Consider the following 21,663-nt stretch of genomic DNA (forward strand, 5'->3'; position numbering starts at 1 on the left):
GACAGCCGTGGTACACCGGCGACGGTGCCGATACGGTGACAACATGCGGGCGCTGATCATCGTCGACGTACAGAACGATTTCTGCGAGGGCGGGTCGCTGGCCGTCGCGGGCGGCCGGGCCGTGGTGCGGGCGATCAACACGCTGCTGGCCGGCGATCACGGCTATGCCCACGTGGTGGCCACCAAGGATCTTCACATCGACCCCGGTGGCCACTTCGCCGAGGAACCGGACTACATCGACTCCTGGCCGGCACACTGCGTGGCTGGCACTGCGGGCGCCGACTTCCACCCGGACCTGGACACCGCGCCGATCGAGGAGGTGTTTCACAAGGGCGCCTACACCGCCGCCTACAGCGGGTTCGAGGGCGCCGCCGACGGCACCCCGCTCGACGAGTGGTTGCGGTCCCGGGGGGTCGACGAAGTCGACGTCGTCGGTATCGCCACCGACTACTGCGTTCGGGAGACGGCCGACGACGCCGCCGACGCGGGCTTTCGGACCCGGGTCCTGCTCGATCTGACCGCTGGTGTCGCCGAGCAGAGCACAGCTGCCGCGCTCGACGACATGCGGAACCACGGGGTGGAACTGGTGCATACCGCCTGATGTCAGGTCCGCGCTCGGATCTCCTAGCCGCCGTGCAGCGTTCACCGGAGGCGGCCGCCACGCACGACCGCCCGGGATGGGTGGGCTTGTTCGCCCCCGACGGCCGGGTGGAGGATCCCGTCGGGTCACGACCGCACGTCGGAGGCCACGCGATCGGCCGGTTCTACGACACCTTCATCGGACCGCGCGACATCGTCTTCCACCCGGACGCCGACATCGTCTGCGGCTCGACGGTGATCAGGGACGTGGTACTCGGGGTAGCGATGGGCCCTTCGGTGACCATGCGGATACCGGCGGTGCTGCGCTACGACCTGCGCCAGGTGGACGGCGAGTGGAAATTCCAACGGCTGCAAGCATATTGGGAGCTTCCGGCGATGATGCTGCAGTTCCTGGGTAACGGCCTGGCCGCCGGGTCGCAGGGAATGGCGCTGAGCCGGGCACTGCTGGGTAACCAGGGTCTGCGGGGCGCGGTCGGCTTTGCGGCCGGCTTCCGTGGACCCCGGATCCGCGGTAGGCGCACGGTCCGTGCGCTGCTGGATGCCATCGCAGTCGGCGACGAACTACGCGCTCGCCGCACCCTGACCTCCGGTGCGGTCGTCACCCGTGCAGAACGGACGACCATGAAGTTCAGCGCGCTCCGCGAGGAACTGAGCGGACGATCGCCGGTGAAGATCCTGGTCGCCGGATCGTCGGTCACGGTGTCATTGGCGGGTCCGGCACCGGCGGTGCTCGTCGCGGAGTTGGTGGACAGTGGCCGGGCGATCAGCACGCTGACCTACTTCGCCGAATAAGAACTACATCCGGGCGAATCGGGCCAGCACGAAACAGTAGGCGCCATAGGCGGCCAGACCCACGGCGGCAAGGATCAGCAGCAGCTTGCCGAACGGAGCCTGGCCCAGGCTCTTGACCGCGGCGTCCAATCCAGCACCCTTGGCGGGGTCTGAGGTCACCGTCGCCACGACCAATAGAACCCCGGCACCTCCCAGAACCAGTCCCTTGGCGACATAGCCGAGCATGCCCAGCACCGTCACCGTACGGTGTTCGGACTCCGACAGATCGTCGGAGAACTTCTGCGAGAGGCCCTTGTAGAGGTGATAGCCGCCGACCGCGATGATGCCCACGGCCGCACCCAGCAGCACCGCCTTGCCCCATCCCGTTTGCAGCAGGCGCGCCGTCAGGCTGACGTTCTCGGCGCTGTTGGACTTCCCGCCGCCGGTCGCAAACCGAACCGCGGTCATCGCGATGCCGGCGTAGACCACTGCCAGCGCAACCGATTTCACCCGATTGAAGACCTTCTTCGGGCCCCTGTCGGGCCGTCCCGGTTCGTTGGGGTGCGATCCGACCACGCTCTCGGCCAGGCGCCAGAGGGCCAGCGCAGCCAGTCCCACGGCCACCACCCACAGTGCCGGCGTTCCGCCGGGCTGCGCGGCCAGCGTGGCGATCGCCCCGGACTGGTCGGCATTGCCCGCCGAGCCGAACGCCAGGCGCGCGACGATGACGGCGATCAGCAGGTGCAGCAGCCCGCTGACGGCGTAACCGGTCCGGGCCGCAGAGACGAAGGCGGTGCTATCGGTCGCTCGATCCACCGCGCCGTGCACCGTATTGTCGGCCATGGCAATTGGGCTTCCCTCGATGACCGCCGGGCAAACCGGGCGCTACTTCGCGTGTCGCAGGGTCTCCCAGTCGTGCTCGTCCTCGAGTTGTTCGATCAACGCGCGGGTGCGGTCCTTGAGGAGCAGGGTCATCCCGATGCCCACGATGACGGCCACCAGCAGCGCTACCCAGGAGAAGCGCGACAGCCATTTCTCGGCGGCCAGACCCAGGAAGTACACCACCGCGGTGGTGCCACCCGCCCAGCACAGCGCACCCGAGGCATTGGCGGCCAGGAAGTGCGGATACCGCATCCGCAGTGCACCGGCCAGCGGCCCGGCCAGGATCCGCAGCAGCGCCATGAACCGGCCGAAGAACACTGCCCAGACACCCCATCGGGTGAACAGCTGCTTGGCCAGCGCGACGTGGCCGGGACCGAAGTGTTTGGGGAACCGGTTGCCGAGCTTCTCGAACAGCCCCATGCCGAAGCGGCGACCGATGCTGTAGCCGATCGAGTCACCGATGATCGCGCCGATGGTGGCCGCCGCACCCACCCACACCGGTGAGATGTCCAGGGTGTGCCGCGAGGCCAGCAGCGCGGCACTGACCAGAGCTATCTCACCGGGCAGCGGGATGCCCAGACTCTCGGCACCGATGATGAGACCCACCACCAGGTACACCGCCAACGGCGGAATGGACTCCAGGATCGCCTCGACGTTCACCGGGCAAGCTTAAGGGTCTCGCCGCGCTCAGGCCTCGCGCTTGCGGCGGTACAGCGTGCCCAGACCCAGCAACACCAGGCTGAACACCAGGATGGCCGTGGCCAGCACGTTGATCTGGGGCGGTACCGCCGCTTTCACCGCGGCGTTGACGTAGAGCGGGTAGGTCGTGGTCGAGCCGCTGACGAAGTAGGTGATGATGAAGTCGTCGAGCGACAGCGCGAACGACAGCATCGCCGCCGCCACGATGCCCGGCACGATCAGCGGCAACGTCACCTTGAAGAACGTCCTCGTCGGGTTGGCGCCCAGGTCCAGTGAGGCGTCCTCCAGCGTCCAGTCGAAGCCACGGATCCGGGCCCGCACCGTCATCGCGATGAAGCTGATCTCGAAGGCCACGTGGGCAATCAGGATCGTGGTGTAGCCGGTGGCCCAGCCCAGGTCCAGGAACAGCGTCAGCAACGAGGCACCCATCACCACTTCGGGTGAGGTCAGCGGCAGCACCAGGAAGGTGTCCACCGCCTTGCTGCCCCGGAACCGTTGGCGCACAAGGGCAATGGCTACCAGAGTGCCCAAAACGACAGCGATCAACGTGGAGACCAGTGCGACGTTCAAGCTGAGCTTCAACGCGCTGGTCAACGCCGGATACTTGAACGGGTTGGCCCAGTTGTCCAGCGTGAAGCCCTGCCAGGTGTAGTTGAACTTGCCCGCGGGCTTGTTGAACGAGAACACCACGATCACCAGGATCGGCAGGAACAGATACGCCAGCACCAGACCGGCCAGGATCCGCAGCGCGACGTCGCCGAGCTTGAAGCTGCCGCGGACGTTGCGGCCGGGCTTGGCCAGCCCGCCATGGTCGATCGTCTGAGCGATCGCCGCACCCGCCTCGGTCGTCATACCAGGTCCTCCGTGCCCAATGCCCGGGTGTACATCAACACGCCGGCCAGGATCAGCGCCATCAGCACGAAGCTCAGGGCCGCCGCCGCCGGATAGTCCTTGACCACGAGGAACTGCTTCTGGATCACATTGCCGATCATCGTGTTCTGGGTGCTGCCCAGGTAATCGGCGTTGATGAAGTCACCGACCGCGGGGATGAACACCAGCATGCTGCCGGCCAGCACGCCGGGCATCGCCAGCGGCAGGATCACCTTCCCGAACATCCTGCGATTGGTGGCGTACAGATCCCGGGACGCCTCCAGGAGGCGGGCGTCGATCTTCTCCAGGCTGACGTACAACGGCAGGATCATGAAGATGACCCAGTTGTAGGTCAGACCGCCGATGACAGCCCAGCTGGTGGACAGCAGCCGGCCATCGGACGGCAGCAGCCCCAGCGAGCCCAGTGTGTGCACCACCCACCCGTCGTCGGCGAGGATCGTCTTCCACGCCAGCGTGCGGATCAGGAACGTCACGAAGAACGGCAGGATCACCAAGCCCAGCAACAGGTTCTTGAACCGCCCGGCCTTGAACGCGATCACGTAGGCCAACGGGAATGCCAGCAACGCGCACAACACCGTCGCCGACAGTGCATACCCGAAGGAGCGCAGGATCTGCTCCTTGTACTCGGTGAGCGCATGGCCGTAATTGCTGAAATCCCAGGCGAATTCGAGCTTGGGCAGGTAGATCGAGCCACCCATGTTCGACAGCGAGGTCCGGAACAGCGAGACGAACGGCACCACATAGAAGATCCCGAGGTACGCCAGGGCGGGCAGGATCATCAGGTATGGCGCCAGCTTGCTCCGCTGCCGGTTGCTGCTGGCTACACCGGCCATGGCGTCAGCCGCCGGTGACGGCGGCGTAGGCCTTGTTGAAGTCCGAGGTCTGCTGATCGGTCAGCGCGGCCCACGACTTCAGCTTGTCCAGCGTCGCCTGCGGCGGGTTGATCAACGGGTTGGAGGCCAGCTTCGGGTCGATCTTGTTCAACTCGTCGGCCATGTCGGACAACACCGGGACGTACTGGGTGTGCGCGATCAGCTTGGCGTAGTTCGCCCGGTCGTAGACGTAGTTGATCCACTCCTCGGCGGCCTTCTGATTCTGCGTGGTGTACGGGATCACCATGGTGTCGACGAAGGTGGTGCCGCCGGTCTCGGGAACGATGAACTTCAGGTCCGGGTTGTCCTTCTGCAGCTGGACCACGTCACCGGAGTAGGCCTGGGCGATCACGACGTTGCCGGACGCCAGATCGTCGGCGTAGTCGTTGCCGGTGAAGCGGCGGATCTGCCCCTTGTCCTTCTGCTCCTTGATCAGGTCGACGGCCTTCTGCACGCCTTCCATGGTCGGGTCCTCGACCGAGCCGCCCTGCGACAGGATGATCATGCCCAGACCGTCCTGCATGTCGGACAGCAGGCTGATCTTGCCCTTGAACGCCGGATCCCACAGGTCGTCGATCTTGGTGATGTCGCGCCCGGTGGCCGCCCGGTTGTAGGCGAGCGCGGTCATACCCGACATGTAGGGCGCGCTGAACTTGCGGCCCGGGTCGGCCTTGGCATCGAGCAGGTCGGGACGCAGATTCTTCTTGTTGGTCCAGCGGCTTTCGCTGATCCCGTTCAGCCAGCCCAGACCGTTGAGGCGGGCCGCCATGAACTGGGTCGGCACCACCAGGTCGGCGCCGATGTCCTGCTTGCGCGAGAGGGGTTCCTTGTTCTTGGCGAACCACTCTTCGTTGTCGTTGTAGTCCTCTTTGTAGTCGACGGTCAGACCGGTGGCGGTCTGGAAGGCTGCGACGAATCCGTCGGCCATGTAGAGCGGCCAGTTCGAGATGCGCAGCTTGCCGGTCGCGGGCTTGCCGTCATCGGACGGGGTGGCCGGTCCGCTGCTGGAGGCGCTGGAGGAGTTGTCCGACTTGCTACAGGCGGCCAGGAAGCTCGAGCCCAGAGCAAGGGCGCCGACGGCCGCGGCACCGCCACCGATGAACCGGCGCCGGGAGGCGAGCTGGGCGAAAAGTCGAGGGTCGATCTCTTTGGCCATGTGCGGTAAAGCCTTTCGTAAAAGGGAGGTCGATTGATGAAAGCAGGTTGTCGAGCGGGCGGAGTGCCGATTTAGGAGTCGTCCAGCATTTCTTCAAGATCTTCGGTGGTGGGGATGTCGGCCGCCGGTAACACCAGGGAAGCGTCGGGGGACCAGCCCACGTACACGTCGTCGCCGGGGCGCAGCATCGGCAGATTCTGCTCCGGCCCGACGTGCGCGACGATCGGGGAGCCGTCGGTGGCCGCCAGCGACAGCCGCAACACCGGACCCTGGAACGTCAGGTCGACGACCTTGGCCGGCACCGTGGCGACATCGCCGGTGAGCTGCTCCATGGCCACCCGAACCCGCTCCGGACGCACCATCAGGGTGGCTTGGCCGCCGGCCTCGATGGTGGTGTCGCCGGGCTTGGCGGGCAGCGTGCTGCCCAGTACCTCGATTTCGACGAAGTCGCGGTTGGTGCGGCCGGTCTGCCGGCCGTGCCACAGGTTGGCCTGACCGATGAAGCCGGCCACGAACACCGTGGCGGGGCGGTCGTAGATCTCGGTCGGTGTGCCGATTTGTTCGACATTGCCCTGGTTCATCACGGCGATCCGGTCGCTCATCGTCAGCGCTTCCTCCTGGTCGTGCGTCACGTAGACGAACGTGATGCCGACCTCGCGCTGGATTCTCTTGAGTTCGAACTGCATGACGTGGCGCAACTTCAGGTCCAGGGCACCCAGCGGCTCGTCGAGCAGCAGGGCGCTGGGGTAGTTGACCAGGGCCCGGGCCAGCGCGACGCGCTGCTGCTGGCCACCGGACAACTGGGACGGCTTGCGCTGGGCGAAGTCGGTCAGCCGGACCACCTCGAGCATCTCGTCGACGCTCTGCTTGATCTTGGATTTGTCCTTCTTCTGGCTCCGCGGACCGTAGGCGACGTTGTCCCACACCGTCATGTGCGGGAACAGCGCGTAGTGCTGGAACACCGTGTTCACGTTGCGCTTGTGCGGGGGGACCCGAGAGACGTCAACACCCTCGAGGCGGATGGCGCCTTCAGTCGGGGTCTCGAAACCGGCGATCATCCGCAAGGTGGTGGTCTTCCCGCAGCCCGACGGACCCAGCATCGAGAAGAACTCACCGGCACCGATGGAGAAATCGGCGTCGGCTACCGCGACGTAGTCCTCGAACCGCTTGACAACGTGGTCGATCTCGATGACGGCCTTGCCGTCAGCTCGGGTGGATCCGGTTTGTCCGGTGGTCTGTTCGGTGGCGGTAGCGCCGGTCTCGGTCAGGGCCCGTCCTCCTTGTAGTCCCGTCGGCCGACAGACATGGCGATGCGTCGGCTCCCGTGGCTAAAACCATCGCGGATTTATGGCCATTGCGCAACCGATTCCGCAACGAACTTCGATTTTTTCGATGGAATCCCTCGTCAGACCCCCGGTGCGGACGCGGCTTTCCGTGGAACGGCACCGCTCGCAGGTGTCGCTGGACGGATCTTATCGAGGATCAGACCGCCGCGAGCCCGCGCGCGATAACCAGTCGCTGGATCTGATTGGTGCCTTCGAAGATCTGGGTGATCTTGGCTTCCCGCATGTAGCGCTCCACCCGGTAGTCGCGGGTGTAGCCGACACCTCCCAGCACCTGCACAGCATCGGTGGTGACCTTCATGGCCGCATCGGTCGCAATCAGTTTGGCCACACTGGCCGCCTGCGAGTAGGGCAGGCCGGAATCGCGGCGCCGGGCCGCGTCCAGATAGGTGGCCCTGGCGCTGGCCACGGCCGCGGCCATGTCGGCCAGCAGGAAGCCGAGCCCCTGATGGTCAATGATCTTGCGGCCGAACGTGGTTCGGTCCTGGGCGTAGGCGCAGGCTTCGTCGAGGGCGGCCTGCGCGATGCCGACCGCGACGGCGGCGATCCCGAGCCGGCCGGCATCCAGTGCGCTGAATGCGATCTGCAGCCCCTGGCCCTCGGTGCCGATCCTGCGGTCCGCGCCGATCTCGGCGTTGTCGTAGAAGGCCGAGGTGGTGGGGACCGCGGCCAGCCCCATCTTCTCTTCGGGCTTGCCGAAACTGAGGCCGGGCAGGTCACCGGGGACCAGGAAGCACGAGATCCCTTTGGACGATCCCTCACCGGTGCGGGCGAACAGGTTGTAGAAGTCGGCGATCCCACCGTGGGTGATCCACGCCTTGGAGCCGTTGACGACGTATCCACCCCCGGCCGGTACCGCTGCGCAACGCAGCGCTGCGGCATCCGACCCGGCCTGGGGTTCGGACAGGCTGTACGCGCCGATCTGCTCACCGGAGAGCATCCCCGGCAGCCAGCGCTGTTTCTGCTCCTCGGTACCGAAGGTCAGTAGCGGGTGGCAGGCCAGGGTGTGCACGCTGACCGCAACGGCCACGGCCGCCCAGCGGGCGGCGAGTTCCTCGAGGACCTGCAGGTACACCTCGTAGGGCTGGCCGCCGCCGCCCCATTCCTCCGGCTGCGGAAGGCTCAGCAGGCCGGCCGCTCCGAGCTGGGCGAACACGCCTTCCGGGTAGGTCTCCGAGCGCTCGTGCTCGTCGACGATCGGGCTGAGCACCTTATCGGCGATGTCGCGCGTGAGCGCGACGAGATCGGCGGCGTCCTGGGTGGGCAGGAGTCGGTCGACGGTCATGGGCGGCCTCTCTGTCTGGTACGGAAAATAGTACTCAGTTACGCATTCCAGTACTATTTGGGCATGGCAGCCCGTCCGGAATTCGGTACCAGACGCCGCGGAGAGCTGTTCGACGCCTTGCTGACGCTGTTCTTGGCCGAAGGTTTCGCGCAGCTCACCCTCGACGACATCGCCGCACGGCTGCATTGTTCGAAGGGCACGCTCTACCGGCTGGCCGGTAGCAAGGAACAGCTCGTCCACGCCGTGACCGTGCACTTCTTCCGCCGCGCCACCGACGATGTGGAGAAACAGGTCGCCGGGGTGACCGGAGCGCGGGACCGGATCACCGCCTATCTCACTGCGGTCGGGTCGGCTCTGGGGGCAGCGTCCGATACCTTCATGGCCGATCTCGATGCGTTCGGACCGGCGCGGGCGGTCTACGAGCAGAACACCGCGATCGCGGCCCGCCGGGTGGGGGAGTTGATCGACGACGGTGTGACCGCAGGAGAGTTCCGCGATGTGCATGCCACCTTTGCCGCCGATCTCGCGGCCGCCGCCATGGTCCGGATCCAGCAGGGGACTGTGCGGGCCACGATCGGCCTCGACGACGCCGCCGCCTATCGCGAGCTGGCTGCCATCCTCACCGCAGGCATCAACGCCTGATCACATATGGGCGCCGCCGTCGACACGAACCTCGGTGCCCGAGACGAAGAAGGCGTCAGGACTGCCGAGCATCGCCACCACCGCGGCCACCGCAGCCGGATTGGCGAAGATCGCGCCGTCCGGCAACGGCAGCAGCGGAGCGACGCGGCCGAACAGCTTGTAGTTGACGTCCTGGGGCAGCCCGGGGCCCACGCTCTGTTTCGACTCGCCGCTGCCGTCGGTCATTCCGGATGAGATCGAGCCGGGCTGCACCGAGTTGAATCGGATGCCGTCGGCGGCGAACTCGGCGGCCAGGGCGTGCGTCATCGCCTGGACGCCGCCCTTGGAAGCGGCATAGGCCGACATATAAGGATGGGCGAACGCCGCCGACGTGGAGCTGAAGTTGACCACTGCCGGCGAATTGCCGTCACGCAGGGCGGGCAACGCTTCGCGGGTGACCAGGAAGGTGCCCACCAGGTTGACCCGAAGCACCTGTTCGAAGTCGGCCAGCGAGGTGTCCGCGAAGTGTGCCGATCGCAGGATGCCGGCCACGTTCACGAGAGTGTCTAGCCCACCGAGTACGGAGACGGCCTCGCGGACAGCGGCTTTCACGGAGTCCTCGCTGCCGACATCCATCACCACCGTGGACAACCGGTCCACCTCGGCGCCGGCCTTGGCGGTGGTGTCCTTCAGGCCGGACTCACTGATATCGGCGGCCACCACCCGACCACCCTCGTCGAGGATGCGCAGTACGCATGCCTGGCCGATACCGGAACCGCCACCGGTGATCAGGACTCGACGATCGGCATAACGCTCGATGCTGGCCATAGTGGACTGCTCCTTGGACGACTGTGGCGTGGCGGCTTGCTCGTAGCAGAATTGTGCAGCGCGGCAGTCGCTCTCCCGCCGGGTCCCACTGGGTGGGAGACCGGGGTGGAGCGGTCCCGATTCCACGGTCCAATGGCCCGCTGATGGAAGCCTTATGCACCCGACGCGCCTATATCTCGATTCGCGAGATCTGCTTCCAGACCGGCGTCAAGTGAACTACTCTGCCAAGGCGCCACTGAAACGTGTTCCAGTTTTATTGACGCGTTGGTACATAGCCCGAGGTCTGCCCGGCACGACGATGGAGGCTCTGAACACGAAATGACAAACCGCGCAGCAGATCGATGGTCACCGGGCATTGCTCTTCGCAATGGTGTGTCCGGGCCGATGCAAGCAATCGGTGGCTTGTTTGCGATGTCTGCTGATGCCGTTCGCTATGTCTTCCACAAGCCGTTCCAGTGGCGGGAGTTCTTGGAGCAGTCGTGGTTCGTGGCCCGGGTGTCGTTGGCGCCCACGTTGCTGGTGGCGATCCCGTTCACGGTGCTGGTGTCGTTCACATTGAACATCCTGTTGCGGGAACTGGGCGCGGCCGATCTCAGCGGGGCCGGAGCTGCGTTCGGCGCGGTGACCCAGGTGGGTCCGTTGGTCACGGTGTTGATCGTGGCCGGGGCGGGCGCCACCGCGATGTGCGCCGATCTGGGGTCGCGCACCATTCGCGAGGAGATCGACGCGATGGAGGTGCTGGGCATCAATCCGGTCCAGCGCCTGGTGACTCCGCGGATGCTGGCCTCCGGACTGGTCGCCTTGTTGCTCAACAGCCTGGTGGTGATCATCGGCATTCTGGGTGGGTATGTCTTCTCGGTGTTCGTCCAGGACGTCAATCCGGGCGCGTTCGCGGCCGGTATCACGCTGCTGACCGGGGTGCCCGAGGTGATCATCTCGTGCGTCAAAGCCGCATTGTTCGGCCTGATCGCGGGACTGGTGGCCTGCTACCGGGGGTTGACCATCTCCGGTGGTGGCGCCAAGGCGGTCGGTAATGCGGTCAACGAGACGGTGGTCTACGCGTTCATGGCGTTGTTCGTGGTCAACGTGGTCGTCACGGCCATCGGCATCCGAATGACCAGCCGGTAGAGGAACCCACCATGGCACTCCCAGCGGTCTATCCGCGACTGACCCGGCAACTCAAGCGCCCCATCGGGACGCTGGGGCGCATCGGTGATCACACCTTGTTCTATGCCCGGGCCATCGGCGGGACCCCGCATGCGGCAATACATTTCCGCAAGGAGATCATCCGGCTGATCGCCGAGATCTCCATGGGTGCGGGGACGTTGGCGATGATCGGTGGGACGGTGGTCATCGTCGGCTTCCTGACGCTGGCCGCCGGTGGCACGCTGGCGGTGCAGGGTTACAGCTCGTTGGGCAACATCGGGATCGAAGCGCTCACCGGCTTTCTGGCGGCGTTCATCAACGTGCGGATCAGCGCGCCCGTGGTCGCCGGCATCGGACTGGCCGCGACGTTCGGTGCGGGTGTGACCGCGCAACTGGGTGCCATGCGGATCAACGAGGAGATCGACGCGCTCGAGTCGATGGGCATCCGGCCGGTCGAATACCTGGTGAGCACCCGAATCGTGGCCGGGATGGTGGCGATCACGCCGCTGTACTCGATCGCGGTGATCCTGTCGTTCCTGGCATCCCAGTTCACCACCGTGGTCCTGTTCGGTCAGTCCGGTGGCCTCTACGAGCACTACTTCACCACGTTCCTCAATCCGATCGACTTGTTGTGGTCGTTTCTGCAGGCGGTGTTGATGGCGATCACGATCCTGTTGATCCACACCTACTTCGGTTATTTCGCCACCGGCGGCCCGTCGGGAGTCGGTGTCGCGGTGGGCAACGCGGTGCGGACGTCATTGATCGTCGTGGTCTCGGTGACCCTGCTGGTGTCGCTGGCCATTTACGGCTCCAACGGCAACTTCAACCTGTCCGGATAGGCGAGGAACCCGATGACATCAGGTATCGCCCGCCCGCTGGCGGGCTTGGCGACCGTCGTGGCGCTGGCGGCGATCGTCGCCGTCGCTATCGGCCTGTTCAACGACAGCTTCACCAAAACTGTTCCGGTAACGGTCATTTCGGATCGTGCTGGCCTGGTGATGAACCCCGAAGCCAAGGTCAAGATCAACGGTGCCCAGGTGGGCAGGGTAGCCTCCATCGACTCGCTGCCCGGCGGGAAGGCGGCCCTGCACCTGGCGATCGACCCCAAGATGGTCGACGTCATCCCGGACAACGTCGGCGCCGACATCACCTCCTCGACGGTGTTCGGGTCCAAGTTCGTCGAATTGGTCCCGCCTGCGGATCCCTCGGCACAATCGTTGCGTGCAGATCAGGTGATCCAGGGCAACCACGTCACCGTCGAGATCAACACCGTGTTCCAGCAGCTGGTCAATGTGCTCTCCGAGATCGAGCCGGCAAAGCTGAACCAGACCCTCGGTGCCATTGCGAAGGGTTTCAACGGACGCGGCCAGAAGTTCGGTCAGTCGCTGGTCGATCTCGACTCGGCACTGGCCAAGCTGAACCCGAGTCTGGACACCCTCAACCACGAGATCGCCGTCGCGCCACCGGTCTTCGACGCCTATGCCGCGGCCTCCTCGGATCTGGTCTCGACGGTCGACAACGCCACCAAGATCAGCGACACCATCGTCGACCAGAACCAGAACCTCGACGCCCTGCTGGTCAGCGCGATCGGTCTGGCCGACGTCGGCACCGAGGTGCTGTCCACCAACCGCCAGGCACTCACCGACGTCCTGCATCTTCTGGTGCCGACCACCGATCTGCTCAACCAGTACAACGCCGCGCTGAACTGTGGGATCGCCGGTCTGGTCCCGTTGGCGACCGGACCTGGCCAGCCGCTACCCGGCGTGATGCTGCTGCAGTCCTTCTTCCTGGGTCGCGAGCGCTACCGGTACCCACAGGACCTGCCGAAGGTCGCCGCCAAGGGTGGTCCGCAGTGCACGGACCTGCCCAAGGTGCCGTTCGAGAAGAGCGCCCCGTTCGTGGTCGCCGATATCGGCACCAACCAGGCCCAGTACGGCAACCAGGGCATCCTGCTGAACTCCGACGCGCTCAAGCAGGCGTTGTTCGGACCCATCGACGGGCCGCCCCGCAACACCGCACAGATTGGACAGCCCGGATGACCGCGACGTGGAAGACCCTCGTCAAGGTCGGCATCTTCGGGGTCGTGATGTTGCTGCTGACCGGCGCGTTGTTCGCGATCTTCGGGCAGTACCGATCGGGGTCGGACAACAGCTATTCCGCCGAGTTCGCCGACGCATCGAGCCTGAAGTCCGGAGATTCCGTGCGGGTCGCCGGCGTGCGGGTGGGCACGGTCACGGATGTGGCGCTGCAACCGGACAACAAGGTCATCGTCGACTTCGACGCCGACCAGAAGATCGTCTTGACCCAGGGCACCAAGGCCGTGGTGCGGTACCTGAACCTCGTCGGTGACCGCTACCTGGAGTTGGTGGACAGTCCCGGGTCGGGCAAGATCCAGCCAGCCGGCTCACGTATTCCATTGGACCGCACCGAACCGGCGCTGGACCTCGATCTGCTGCTGGGCGGCCTCAAACCCGTTGTGCAAGGGCTCAACCCGCAAGACGTCAACGCATTGACCAACTCGCTGATCCAGATCCTGCAGGGCCAGGACGGCAACCTGGAGTCACTCTTCTCCAAGACCGCGTCGTTCTCCACCGCGCTCGCCGACAACGGCCAGACCGTGCAGGCCCTGATCGACAACCTCAACACGGTGGTAGCCACCATCTCCAAGGACGGCGACAAGTTCTCCGGCGCCGTCGACAAGCTCGAGAAACTGGTCACCGGCCTGGCCGCGGACAAAGACCCGATCGGTGAGGCGGTCACCGCACTGGACAACGGCACCGCCTCGCTCACCGACCTGCTCGGCCAGGCGCGGGCGCCGCTGGCCGGAACCATCGACCAGCTCGGCCGACTGGCGCCGCTGCTCGATCAGGACAAGGAGCTCTTGGACATCTCCATCCAGAAGGCGCCGAAGAACTACCGAAAGCTGGTGCGCCTCGGCGCCTACGGCAGCTTCCTCAACCAGTATCTGTGCGGGCTGTCATTCCGGGTGACTGACCTGCAGGGTCGCACCGCCTACTTCCCCTGGATCATCCAACACAGCGGAAGGTGTGGGGAGCCCTGATGCTCAAATACCGCGGTTCCTCTCTGATCAGGTCGGGGTTCATCGGGCTGGCGTTGATCGTGCTCGTGATCACGGTCGGGCTCGCGCCCGAGCGAATCCTCACCTGGGCCACATCGGTCAAGCATCAGGCACTGTTCACCGAAGCCGGCGGGCTGCAGACCGGCAACGACGTCAAGGTATCCGGCGTCAAGGTGGGCACCGTGTCGGACGTGTCGCTCGACCACGGCAAGGCGCTGGTGACCTTCATGGTGAAGGGCAATGTGCGTCTGGGCTCGGACACCACGGCCCACATCCGCACCGGAACCCTTCTCGGGCAACGCATCCTGACCCTGGAGTCCAACGGCAAGGGCAACCTGAAGTCTGCTGACGTGATCCCGGTTTCGCGCACCGGCGCCCCGTACTCGCTGTCCGATTCGCTCTCGGAGTTCACCGCGAACACCGCCGACACCGACACCGCCGCACTGAATCAGTCGCTCAACACTCTGTCGGACACCCTGGACCGGGTGGCGCCCCAGATCGGACCGACCTTCGACGGTCTGAGCAAGCTGTCGCGCACGCTCAACGAGCGCAATGAGTCCCTGGCCAGCCTGCTCAAGAGCGCCGCGAACGTGACGAGCATCCTGGGGGAGCGCAGCCAGCAGGTCAACACGCTGCTGCTCAATGCCAATGATCTGGTCGGCGTGCTCGCCGATCGGCGGTACGCGATCGTGAACCTGCTGGCGAATACCTCCGCATTGTCCAAGCAGCTGTCCGGCATCGTCGCCGACAACGAGAAGGAGTTGGCCCCGGCGTTGGAGAAGCTGAATTCGGTGACGGCGATGTTGGAGAAGAACAACGACAACATCACCGCCGCCATGAAGGGCCTGGCCAAGTACCAGATCACCCAGGCCGAGGCGGTCAACAGCGGGTTCCTCTACAACGCGTTCGTGACGAACCTCAACCCGATGCAGACGGTGCAGCCGTTCCTGGACTACGCGCTCGGCTTCCGCCGCGGCATCGATGCCGGCCAGCCGCCGGACAACGCCGGACCGCGCGCCGAGATTCCGTTCCCGTACAACGGCATTCCGCAGCCCAATGAGCGATGGGGGCAGCCATGACCCGCAAGAAGATCACGGTCGTTGCCGCGGTGATCCTGGCGCTCCTGGTCGCCGGCGGGGTCACGCTGTTGGTGCGCCAGGCATTCTTCAAACCGACCACCATCACCGCCTACTTCACCAGCGCCACGGCGATCTACCCGGGCGACGAGGTCCGGGTGGCCGGGGTGAAGGTCGGCACCATCAAGTCGATCGACGCGCAGGGCACGAAGGCCAAGATGACGCTCGCGGTCGACCGCGACGTGGCTATTCCGGCCAACGCCGAGGCGGTGATCGTCTCGCAGAACCTGGTCGGCGCCCGCTACGTCCAGCTCACCCCGCCGTACGAGGACAGCGGGCCGAAGATGGCCGACGGAGCCGTCATCGGACTCGACCGGACCGCAGTCCCCGTCGAGTGGGACGAAGTCAAGACCCAATTGACGCGTTTGGCAACGGATTTGGGGCCCAAAGATGCCGAGTCCACGACCGCTGTCAGTCGCTTCATCGACAGCGCAGCCAACGCGCTGGATGGCAATGGCCAGAAACTTCACGACACCATCGCTGAGCTGTCCGGGGTGAGCCGGGTACTCGCCGACGGCAGCGGGAACATCGTCGACACCATCAAGAACCTCCAGATCTTCGTCACCGCTCTGCGCGACAGCAATGTCCAGATCGTCCAATTCCAGGACCGACTGGCCAGCCTGACCAGCGTGGTGGACGGCAGCAGAACGGATCTGGACGCCGCGCTGACGAACCTGTCCAGTGCGGTGGTGGACGTCCAGCGCTTCATCGCCGGGAGTCGCAACCAGACCACCGAGCAACTGCAGCGTCTGACGAGCGTGACCAAGAACCTCGCCGACAACCAGATGGTGCTGAAGAATCTGCTGCACGTGGCGCCCAACGCCATCGGCAACGCCTACAACATCTATGACCCCGACACCCAGAGCGCCATGGGTGGTTTCGCGCTGGCCAACTTCGCCAACCCGGTCGACCTCGTCTGCAGCTCTATTGCGGCGATCGAGAATGCCACCGCAGCCGAGACCGGCAAACTCTGTGCCCAGTACCTGGGCCCCGCGCTGCGGTTGCTGAACTTCAACTATCTGCCCCTGCCGTTCAACAGCTACCTCGGCAAATCACCGAGTCCGGAGAATCTGATCTACTCCGACCCGGCGATCGCACCCGGCGGCTCGCGGTATGCCCCGCCCGCGGAGATCCCGCCGGCAGTATCGGCCTACACCGGCTACAACGGTGACGTGCCGGGCCCGGCCGGTTGGGGCGTTCCGCCTGCCGATCCCAATTTCCGCGGGGCATACACGCCCAACGGTCTGCCCGCCGATCCGCAGCCCGCGCTGTACCCGGGAGCTCCCGTTCCGCCCGGCGTTCCGGCCGCGGTCACCGGGCCCGCCGCGCCGCCACCGTCGACCGTCGAAGGCATGCTGCTCCCGGCCGAATCACCGCCTGCGGCAGCACCACCTGCCGAAGGGACACCGCCATCATGACCCGCCATGACTCGGCGCGCCGGCTGGCCGTGATCGCGACCTGTGTCGCGATCAGCACCAGTGGCTGCGCCTTCGGGGGCCTGAACTCGCTGCCCCTTCCGGGCACCGTGGGGCACGGTGAAGGATCCAAGACCTACCATGTGGAGCTCGCCAATGTCGGCCAGCTCGAATCGAATTCGCCGGTCCTGGTCGGGGATGTCGTGGTCGGCAGCGTCGGCAAGATGACGGTCAGTGATTGGCACGCCGATGTGGAGATCTCGGTGAAGCCAGGGATCGTCATCCCGGCCAACGCGGTGGCGACGGTCGGTCAGACGAGTCTGCTCGGATCAATGCATCTGGGCTTGAACCCGCCGCTCGGCGAGGCGCCCAGCGGCGTGCTGCAGCCCGGTGCCACCCTGGGGCTGAACCGGTCCTCGACCTACCCGTCGACCGAGCAGACGCTCTCGGCGTTGTCTGTCGTGGTCAACGGCGGCGGCCTGGGCCAGATCGGCGACATCGTCCGGGAATTCAGCGGGGCGTTGAACGGCCGTGAGGACAAGATCCGCGATCTACTGACCCAGCTCAACGACTTCGTCGGACTGCTCGCCGAACAGCGCGACAACATCAACGCGGCGGTCACCTCGCTGAACAATCTGGCCGGCACGTTTGCCGGCCAGCGGGAGGTCCTGACCAACGCGCTCAACCGGATCCCGCCCGCACTCGACATCCTGGTCAACGAGCGGCCGCGCATCACCACTGCGCTGGAAAAGTTCCGTGATTTCTCCAACCTGGCCACCGGCCTGGTCAACGACTCAGGGGCCGACCTGGTGCGGAACCTGCAGAATCTGGAGCCCACGTTGAAGGCGCTCGCCGATGTCGGGCCGAAGCTCGATACCGCCCTGGCGTACTTCCCGACGTTCCCGTACACGCAGAGCGTCGTCGACCGTGCCATCCGCGGCGACTACATGAACCAGTTCATCACCTTCGACTTCACCGTGCCGCGGCTCAAGCGAGCCCTCTTCCTGGGCACCAGATGGGGCGATCCGAACGCGAAACTTGTTCCCGCGCCGGGTGATCCGTTCTACGCGACGTACACTTACGATCCGCTGCAGGCACCACTGACGCCGACGCCCGCTCAGCTTGCCGACCTCCCACCGCTGGTCGACCCGCCGGCCTCGGCGCGGAGTTCGCAGTCGGCATTGAACGCCGACACCTCGGCGGCTCACGGCACGGGCACCGGTCCGCTACCCGGACCGGCGCCCGATGCGGCGCCGCAGGACGGAGGTGGCAACTAGCGATGTTGACCCGTTTCGTTCGTAACCAGCTGATCATCTTCACGATCGCCTCGATCATCGGGATCGGTGTGATGGTGGTGGCCTACCTGCAAGCTCCAACGCTGCTCGGGATCGGCCGCATGACCGTGAAGCTCGAGCTGCCCAGGACCGGTGGCCTCTACCAGTTCTCGAATGTGACCTATCGCGGCGTGCAGCTGGGACGGGTCACCGAGGTCCGCCCGACCACAACCGGGGCAGAGGCCACCCTGTCGCTGGCCACCTCGCCGAAGGTGCCCGCCGATCTGCAGGCCCGGGTGCTGAGCGTGTCGGCGGTCGGCGAGCAGTACGTGGACCTGGTGCCACGCACCGACGCCGGACCGTACCTGGAGAACGGCTCGGTGATCCCGGTGAAGAACACCACCGTCCCGCAGGCGGTGGGACCGATGCTCGATCAGGTCAGTGCGCTGCTCAAGAGCATCCCGAAGGAGCGGATTCCCGATCTGCTCCAAGAGACGTTCACGGCGCTCAACGGAACCGCCGACAACCTGAGTGTGCTGGCCGATTCGGCGTCGCGGCTGGCCGCCGACTTCAACAGCTCTGGGGATCAGGCCCGTACGCTGATCGAGGACAGCCGTCCGCTGCTCGACGGCCAGCTGGCCTCGACCGATTCCATCCGGACGTGGGCGCGCAGCCTGGCTGGTGTCAGTGGCCAGCTGGTGACCGATGACCCGCAGTGGCGCGCGATCCTGCAGAACGGGCCGGGCGCAGCCGACGAGGCGTCCGCCCTGCTGAACCAGGTGAAGCCGACTCTGCCGGTACTGCTGGCCAACCTGACCACCGTCGGCCAGGTGGGCGTGACGTACCACGCGTCGCTCGAGCAGCTGCTGGTGTTGCTGCCGCCTTACATCGCGTCCATCCAGTCGATCGGCCCGATGAACAATCCGGTCGGGATGGCCAAGGGCGACTTCACCGTCGGCATCAGCGATCCGCCGGCGTGCACGGTGGGCTTCCTGCCGCCGTCGTCCTGGCGATCGCCTGCCGACCTCTCCGATGTCGACACACCGGACGGGCTGTACTGCAAACTGCCACAGGACTCTCCCATCGCGGTCCGCGGCGCCCGCAACTACCCGTGCCAGGGGCAGCCGGGCAAACGCGCCCCCACGGCCGAGATGTGCGAGAGCGACAAACCGTTCGAACCGCTTGCCATGCGCCAGCATGCGACGGGACCGTCGCCCATCGATCCGAACCTCATCTCGCAGGGGATTCCGCCCGATGACCGGGTGACCCTCAACGACAACATCTACGGGCCGCTCCAGGGCACACCCCGGCCACCCGGGCCCGCGCCCGCTGCGGCTCCGGTGGCGCCGGCCGCAGGACAGGTGCCTGCACCGGTACAGCCCACGGCCCCGGTGCCGAACCTCGCCCCGATGGACTCCGGTGGCGCAGTGGCGCCGAGTGCATTCACCGGCGGACCCACGGGCCCCTCGGTGGCTATCGCGACGTACGACCCGACGACCGGTCAGTACGCCACCCCCGACGGCAGCGTGTTCCGGCAGTCGGATCTGGTGAAGCCGGGTGCCGAGCGGTCGTGGAAAGACCTGTTGCCCACGACATGACAGGAGGTGGCTGGATGCGTATGACACCAACGCTGGTGGCCGCGACGGCGCTGGCCGCTACCGTCGTCGGCGCCAACCTGAACCCGGCAACGGCGCAGGCCTCGGACCAATGGGCGCTCAACGGGACGTTCATCGCGACGTCCAACGGCGAGTGGGCCACCAATAACGACGTGTTCCACGACGAGAAGAGCATCCGCAGCATCTGGACCATCTCCTCGCAGTGCAGCTATCCCACCGAGTGCACCGGCACCGTGTCCAGCGACTGGGGCTGGACGGCACCGATCTACCAGACCGGGGGAGAGTGGTACGTCAAGCGGGTGATCCCGGATTGGATGCCCTGCTATGACGGGTCTTCGGCACCTGGAAAGCAGGTGTACCGGTTCCACGGCGTCACCCCGGATGGTTCGGCGTCCGATCCGACGTCGAACATGTTGGTGGGGGAGGACGGCACCACCGGGGCCCCCGGTGGATGCGGGCGGAGCGCGCCGCTCTACATCAGCATGCCGTTCAAGCTGGTCAAGCAGACCTGACCGGCCTGCCGGCCATGTCGAGAGCGGCCAGATGGCTGAACAACATCGACGCGCCGATCGGATTCCCCCCACCGGGATAGGTGGTGCCGCTGACCGCCGCCATGGTGTTGCCCGCGGCGTACAATCCCGGGATCGGCACACCGTCGCCGTCGAGGACCCTGGCCTGTGCGTCGGTGCGCAGACCGCCCTTGGTGCCCAGGTCGGACAGGCCGAACGCGGCTGCGTGAAATGGTGGTTGGTCGACGGGAACCAGCGGTGAGCGTCCCTGCGAGAACGCCCGGTCGTAGGCTTCGTCACCCCGGCCGAAGTCGGTGTCGGCACCGTCGGCGACCATCTGGTTGAACCGCGCCACCGTCCGTTCCAGAGCGTCGGCCGCCACACCGATCGACTCGGCTAGCTCCGCGAGAGTGGTTGCGGTAAGCCATAACCCGGCGTCCCGATAGCGCTCGGTTTCCACCATCGACACGTTGGTCGCCTTGACCGGTGGCACCTCACCCTCCCGATCGTCGTAGATCATCCACAGCGGTGTGTGCAGCTGGCCGGCCTGCATCTCGTCGATGATGGCCCGGCCGATGCGGTCATAGGCGGCCGATTCGTTGACGAAGCGCTGGCCGGCGTCGTTGACGAAAATGCCGCCGGTGAACCACAGCGCGAACGCCGAGCGGCCGTCGGGATGGGTCAGCCCGGGGGACCACCACGCCTGGTCCATCAGGTCCAGGCTGGCACCCGCTCGAATCGCGGCCTGCAGCGCAGCGCCGGTATTACCGGGGCAGCCCATCGAGTCGGTGGGATCACCCGGTACGCCGTAGCGCTGTCGCAGTTCCGGGTTGTGCTCGAATCCACCGGCGGCCAACAGCACCCCGCGCCGTGCTCCGATCCGCACCTGTTCGCCGTCGCGGCGCACCACGGCACCGACCACGCGGCCGCCATCGATGATCAGGTCGACCAGTTCGGCATTGCGGTACAAGGTGGCATCGGGAAAACCGCTCAGCGCGGCCAGGAACCGGCCGATCAGCGCGCGGCCACCGAACAGCTTGCCCGGAGCCGGCGCGCCCAGCCGCTCGGTGTCCAGTGGGCCCCCGACGGTACCCGCGTAGGGTCCCAGTTTCTCGTCGCGGATCGGCACGGCGACGATGTGGCGCAGCCCGTCGGTGCGGGCGTCAGGCGCCTTGCCGAAGTAGTCCGGCCATGGCAGTACCGTGAACGCGAAATTCTCGTCGGCTTCCAGGTATTCGATGAGGGCGGCGCCACCGCGTACGTAGGCGTCCTGCAGGTCGCGCGGAGTTCGATCGCCCACCACGGAATGGAAATAGTTCAGCGCGCGCTCGACGGTGTCGTCACTGCCTGCGCGTTGCAGAACGGGGTTGCAGGGAAACCACATACCGCCACCACCGGAATAGGCTGTGGTGCCGCCGAATTTCCCGGTGGCCTCGGCCAGGACCACCGAAAGCCCCTCACGCGCCGCGGTATACGCGCCGGTGATGCCGCCACCGGAGCCGGCGACGACGACGTCGACAGTCTGATCGAACGGCGGCAT

Annotated in this window: 21 protein-coding genes; 12 read left to right on the plus strand and 9 right to left on the minus strand. The window is 65.9% G+C overall.

Annotated elements, in window-relative coordinates:
• Nucleotides 1-43: 43 nt before the first annotated feature.
• Both pncA and G6N35_RS06215 read left to right on the plus strand, forming a co-directional pair.
• A complete protein-coding gene (gene pncA, locus G6N35_RS06210) occupies nt 44-601 on the plus strand; it encodes a pyrazinamidase PncA (RefSeq protein WP_163803469.1) in 558 nt (185 codons plus the stop codon).
• Nucleotides 601-1,392 carry a nuclear transport factor 2 family protein gene (locus G6N35_RS06215; protein WP_163803470.1) on the plus strand — a complete coding sequence of 264 codons (792 nt, stop codon included), beginning with the start codon at nt 601-603 and terminating at the stop codon, nt 1,390-1,392. Before pncA ends, G6N35_RS06215 begins: the two co-directional genes overlap by 1 nt.
• Before the next feature lie 3 nt (nt 1,393-1,395).
• Here G6N35_RS06215 and G6N35_RS06220 read toward each other — a convergent pair whose 3' ends face one another.
• The 7 genes from G6N35_RS06220 to G6N35_RS06250 form a co-directional block, all read right to left on the minus strand.
• Nucleotides 1,396-2,214 carry a DUF1206 domain-containing protein gene (locus G6N35_RS06220; protein ID WP_179967317.1) on the minus strand — a complete coding sequence of 273 codons (819 nt, stop codon included), beginning with the start codon at nt 2,212-2,214 and terminating at the stop codon, nt 1,396-1,398.
• A 42-nt stretch (nt 2,215-2,256) separates the two neighbouring features.
• The gene (locus G6N35_RS06225) at nt 2,257-2,913 is read right to left on the minus strand and encodes a DedA family protein (protein ID WP_163803471.1); all 657 of its coding nucleotides are present in this window, start codon (nt 2,911-2,913) and stop codon (nt 2,257-2,259) included.
• A gap of 27 nt (nt 2,914-2,940) precedes the next feature.
• Nucleotides 2,941-3,804, minus strand: a complete 864-nt coding sequence (locus G6N35_RS06230) for an ABC transporter permease (protein WP_163803473.1) — start codon at nt 3,802-3,804, stop codon at nt 2,941-2,943.
• Complete coding sequence (locus tag G6N35_RS06235; RefSeq protein ID WP_163803474.1) at nt 3,801-4,676, minus strand: ABC transporter permease; 876 nt, start codon at nt 4,674-4,676, stop codon at nt 3,801-3,803. The genes G6N35_RS06230 and G6N35_RS06235 overlap by 4 nt, the downstream gene beginning before the upstream one ends.
• A gap of 4 nt (nt 4,677-4,680) precedes the next feature.
• Entirely contained in the window at nt 4,681-5,871 is a 1,191-nt protein-coding gene (locus G6N35_RS06240) for a polyamine ABC transporter substrate-binding protein (protein WP_163803475.1), read from the minus strand.
• A 71-nt stretch (nt 5,872-5,942) separates the two neighbouring features.
• Nucleotides 5,943-6,971 (minus strand): ABC transporter ATP-binding protein, encoded by a 1,029-nt coding sequence (locus tag G6N35_RS06245; RefSeq protein ID WP_322790580.1) that lies wholly within the window; start codon nt 6,969-6,971, stop codon nt 5,943-5,945.
• Nucleotides 6,972-7,353: 382 nt separating this feature from the next.
• Nucleotides 7,354-8,499, minus strand: a complete 1,146-nt coding sequence (locus tag G6N35_RS06250; RefSeq protein ID WP_163803476.1) for an acyl-CoA dehydrogenase family protein — start codon at nt 8,497-8,499, stop codon at nt 7,354-7,356.
• Nucleotides 8,500-8,562: 63 nt separating this feature from the next.
• On the opposite strand from G6N35_RS06250, the gene G6N35_RS06255 reads away from it, so the two are divergent.
• Nucleotides 8,563-9,141, plus strand: coding sequence for a TetR/AcrR family transcriptional regulator (locus tag G6N35_RS06255; protein WP_163803477.1), 579 nt, complete (start codon nt 8,563-8,565; stop codon nt 9,139-9,141).
• On the opposite strand, the gene G6N35_RS06260 is transcribed toward G6N35_RS06255, so the two are convergent.
• Entirely contained in the window at nt 9,142-9,948 is an 807-nt protein-coding gene (locus tag G6N35_RS06260; RefSeq protein WP_179967318.1) for an SDR family NAD(P)-dependent oxidoreductase, read from the minus strand.
• A 318-nt stretch (nt 9,949-10,266) separates the two neighbouring features.
• Here G6N35_RS06260 and G6N35_RS06265 point away from each other — a divergent pair, with 318 nt between their 5' ends.
• The 9 genes from G6N35_RS06265 to G6N35_RS06305 are packed head-to-tail and all read left to right on the plus strand — an operon-like array spanning nt 10,267 to nt 20,126.
• Nucleotides 10,267-11,076, plus strand: a complete 810-nt coding sequence (locus G6N35_RS06265; protein ID WP_163803478.1) for an MlaE family ABC transporter permease — start codon at nt 10,267-10,269, stop codon at nt 11,074-11,076.
• 11 nt (nt 11,077-11,087) lie between these two features.
• Entirely contained in the window at nt 11,088-11,933 is an 846-nt protein-coding gene (locus G6N35_RS06270; RefSeq protein WP_163803479.1) for an MlaE family ABC transporter permease, read from the plus strand.
• Nucleotides 11,934-11,945: 12 nt separating this feature from the next.
• A complete protein-coding gene (locus G6N35_RS06275; RefSeq protein WP_163803480.1) occupies nt 11,946-13,133 on the plus strand; it encodes an MCE family protein in 1,188 nt (395 codons plus the stop codon).
• Nucleotides 13,130-14,155: an MCE family protein gene (locus tag G6N35_RS06280; RefSeq protein WP_163803481.1), complete on the plus strand. Its 1,026-nt coding sequence runs from the start codon at nt 13,130-13,132 to the stop codon at nt 14,153-14,155. Before G6N35_RS06275 ends, G6N35_RS06280 begins: the two co-directional genes overlap by 4 nt.
• Nucleotides 14,155-15,252, plus strand: a complete 1,098-nt coding sequence (locus tag G6N35_RS06285; RefSeq protein WP_163803482.1) for an MCE family protein — start codon at nt 14,155-14,157, stop codon at nt 15,250-15,252. The genes G6N35_RS06280 and G6N35_RS06285 overlap by 1 nt, the downstream gene beginning before the upstream one ends.
• Entirely contained in the window at nt 15,237-16,727 is a 1,491-nt protein-coding gene (locus tag G6N35_RS06290) for an MCE family protein (RefSeq protein WP_163803483.1), read from the plus strand. The genes G6N35_RS06285 and G6N35_RS06290 overlap by 16 nt, the downstream gene beginning before the upstream one ends.
• Nucleotides 16,724-18,001: an MCE family protein gene (locus G6N35_RS06295; protein ID WP_163803484.1), complete on the plus strand. Its 1,278-nt coding sequence runs from the start codon at nt 16,724-16,726 to the stop codon at nt 17,999-18,001. Before G6N35_RS06290 ends, G6N35_RS06295 begins: the two co-directional genes overlap by 4 nt.
• Nucleotides 18,002-18,003: 2 nt before the next feature.
• Nucleotides 18,004-19,596, plus strand: a complete 1,593-nt coding sequence (locus tag G6N35_RS06300) for an MCE family protein (protein ID WP_163803485.1) — start codon at nt 18,004-18,006, stop codon at nt 19,594-19,596.
• A gap of 14 nt (nt 19,597-19,610) precedes the next feature.
• Entirely contained in the window at nt 19,611-20,126 is a 516-nt protein-coding gene (locus tag G6N35_RS06305; protein ID WP_456093986.1) for an Rv2253/PknI dimerization domain-containing protein, read from the plus strand.
• Here the strand turns inward: G6N35_RS06305 and G6N35_RS06310 are convergent.
• Nucleotides 20,113-21,663, minus strand: coding sequence for an FAD-binding protein (locus G6N35_RS06310; RefSeq protein ID WP_163803486.1), 1,551 nt, complete (start codon nt 21,661-21,663; stop codon nt 20,113-20,115). The two genes, G6N35_RS06305 and G6N35_RS06310, sit on opposite strands and share 14 nt — an antisense overlap.

The sequence above is a fragment of the Mycolicibacterium anyangense genome, from assembly GCF_010731855.1.
In the GTDB taxonomy this organism is placed as follows: domain Bacteria; phylum Actinomycetota; class Actinomycetes; order Mycobacteriales; family Mycobacteriaceae; genus Mycobacterium; species Mycobacterium anyangense.